The 2417-nt window shown below is 59.9% G+C and carries 2 protein-coding genes and 1 pseudogene; all 3 read right to left on the minus strand.

What is annotated here, in order from left to right:
• A pseudogene (locus BG61_RS42615) lies at positions 1–201 on the minus strand (hypothetical protein); the annotation flags it as partial.
• Between the two features lie 930 nt (positions 202–1131).
• Positions 1132–1716, minus strand: a complete 585-nt coding sequence (locus BG61_RS38185; protein ID WP_051673102.1) for a hypothetical protein — start codon at positions 1714–1716, stop codon at positions 1132–1134.
• Between the two features lie 460 nt (positions 1717–2176).
• Positions 2177–2417: DUF6723 family protein (locus BG61_RS38190; RefSeq protein WP_035943497.1), on the minus strand; the 241-nt coding region annotated here is incomplete at its 5' end.

Below are 2417 nucleotides of genomic sequence, written 5' to 3' on the forward strand. Positions count from 1 at the left end.
ATAGCCGACCGAGATCATGTAGCCCGGCCCCGCGAATGCGAGAAAACGCCGCAGCCAGAAGCCGCCAATGGGAACCGCGATCGAGGCGTGAACTTCCGGCAGGCTTTGCGTCGCTTCGTCCGAGCGGGTAAAGCTCCACGCGGATGGGCGGATAGAACGTTTAAAGCCGTCAGACATCGAAGGAGCCACCTGGTGATTCACGAGAATCTCTTCTCGCGATCTTCTCGCCGCGCTCTGCGATTAACAAAATCACCGCAACGACGAGGGTCGCTAGCGCGGTGTCGGTCCCACGTACATCGAGTTATTCGGCTCCGAAGCTCGTGCCCAGGGGCGCGAACCCCAAAGAGTTTCATGCGCTTGTCGCCTGCCCGCGGCGGGCCTTAAGATACTCGTCCTTCGATAGTTGCGCGCCCGAAGTGCCCAGCGTCCGCGATCGCAGTCAGCGCGAAGGCAGTATCGATACTTGCTGCAACTGCCGCCGCCGCCGATTTCTGCCCATGCCAAGACGCCTCGTCCGGACTCACGAACCGGGTCCGGTCGTCACCACGCGCAAGCAGTTGCGTAACGTACCCCCGTTTCGTGCAGACTGCCCACCGCGAAATCCACCGGTCGACGCGTTCGCAACTGCGCGGATAGTCGACGATGTAGACACTCACATGCCCGGATCTGAATGTTTCAACTTGCATAACTACTCCGTGGTCCGCGTTGCCCGTCGCGTCGCTCGGGACGCGCGGAGGTTCATCAGCAATGGGTGTTCCATGGGGCAACGAACAGGTTAATTCGAAAAATTCGACGTGGTCGTCGCCGCGCTAACATGCGATGGTCCGCGCCACGCACGGCGTCCCAAGACAAAAACGCCGTCCATTCTAAGGAGCCTATGTCCGCATCAGTCCGCCGCTACGCGCCCCATAACCCAAGCTGGGTTTCCTGGAAAATGCCGGGACGGCGCCGGGGTGAGGTGACCATCGACGGAAAAGCCTTTGCGAAGTATGCCGGTCAGCTCGGACTATGAGGCGGGGGACCTTCAAGGGCGGAAAAACGGTGGACGTGATGATTGTCGACATTGCCGTCGAACGACATGAGCGGCATCGGCCGTGCTCCAACGGGTAATCTAACCGCCAGTGATGCGAGTCATGGGGCACGGCGTCGCTCAGCTGTACCACCCTTGCCAGAATCGCGGGACACGCGCAGACACGCAGCAATTTCCAGCAGGTATGGTCCGGCGCCGAGGACGGCGAATGCGCAGATTACGCCGGCAATCGTGCTAGCCGGCAACGGCGGGTCCTTCCACGCCAAGGAAAAAGCTGGCATGCGGCCGCTTGCGACCAGGGGTAGAAGTTCATCCCGATGAGCAATGCAAATGACTGCCAGTGCGAACAACGGAGTCATTTCAAGCACGCTGTGCACCATTTGCTCGGTCGGCCCGATACCGCGAGTCCGCGAGGCGTACTTGAGGTCCCAATAGGTAGTGACCTGGTGTAAGACCCACATAGCGAACATGATCAATATTACAAGTGCATTGATCCTCAGGAACAATGCAAGAAGCACCGCGAAGCCCATCTCGAGCAGCTGCGCGAAGTGCATCAACGATTCCTTCGTGCCCGCAGTATGCGCAATGTCGCTGCGCCGATGGCAGATCGCATCGGCGATCCCGCCAACGATCCACAGTGGTAGTACGAAAAACAACAGAAAGCTCTGAAGCAGTTCCGGTGACATAGCGCTTGCTCCCGCGTCTTGGGCGAGCCGTTGAGGATTCAGCTCACGCGTTCGGCCAACATATCTTCCGATGTGGCACATCCGACATAATATCGCCGGGTATGCCTAGAACCGAGCTTTCGACAGAGGCGGTAGCCGTACGGTAGGCACCGCGATTAATTTCGTTACACGCCCCCTTGAAATGATTTGCCTCGTTTGAACGGCCGCCCTTCGTGCCCCCGGCCCCGCACTCGTGCCCCGGAACGTACTGGATTTGATCGCGGCGTACGGCTTGACGAGCGACGCGTGAATAGACCATCGCCGATGGCGTCGGCTCTTCGCCCGAAAGAACGGCTCGCGACAGGGCGCGCGCGGAATGTCATCCGACGCAGCCGCTATTACTTTGACGTGCAGGTCAATTCGACAGTCGTCAATGCCGGTGGCGCGAGTTTCGAAAGAACCTTCTTTGAAACGACGCGGGTCAAAGCTCCGGACGTGCGATGTCGCCCATAACGATCGTGAGGCCGAGCTGTTCGGCGGCCTCGGTAGCCCGCGCCCGGCTCGAAAAAGGTCCAATCGTCGGGGCGCCCTCGAACGGATAGAGCAGGCGACCATCTGTTTTGCGGACCACTTTGAGGGTGCCGTAGTACTCCGCAGCCGCACCGCGCCGATTCGAGGCGTAGATCGCGAAATCATCCGGTGTGAGTCCGGGTGACGGCGGA

It is taken from the genome of Caballeronia glathei (assembly GCF_000698595.1).
Taxonomy (GTDB): Bacteria; Pseudomonadota; Gammaproteobacteria; order Burkholderiales; family Burkholderiaceae; genus Caballeronia; species Caballeronia glathei.

Bases quoted from the DNA above. Each gene is read 5' to 3' on its own strand.
- BG61_RS38185 (WP_051673102.1), bottom strand. From the start codon at position 1,716: ATGTCACCGGAACTGCTTCAGAGCTTTCTGTTGTTTTTCGTACTACCA.